A 381-nucleotide genomic window follows, 5' to 3' on the forward strand; every position below is an offset into this window, starting at 1 on the left:
GGATATGCCTCATCCGCAATTTTATGAATTTGCTTTTCTAAAGCTTTAATGTCTGCTGATAATTTTTCAGTATCGTCAACGCCATCAAAGACGATTTGACCTATCATAATACGTTCAGAAGATACCGTTTTAAATCCGCCAGTCTGATTCACTAGCTTTGCACCATAACTAGCTGCAGCTACAACTGAAGGCTCTTCCACCATCATAGGTACAACATATGCCTTATCGTCCACAATGATATTCGGTAATAATCCAACGGGTAATGCACCTTGCGCGATGACATTTTCAATTAAACTATTTGCTACTTCCTCATCAATTAATGGATGATTCAATAAAATGTTGAATTGCTCTTCTGATAACCATTGCTTATCTACCAATTGT

At 37.3% G+C, this 381-nt stretch carries 1 pseudogene; it reads right to left on the reverse strand.

Features of this window, described 5'->3' with window-relative positions:
* A pseudogene (locus tag NQ014_RS10840) lies at window positions 1–381 on the reverse strand (hypothetical protein); the annotation flags it as partial.

The organism is Corynebacterium sp. 5QC2CO (assembly GCF_024580435.1).
GTDB classification, from domain to species: Bacteria; Actinomycetota; Actinomycetes; order Mycobacteriales; family Mycobacteriaceae; genus Corynebacterium; species Corynebacterium jeikeium_D.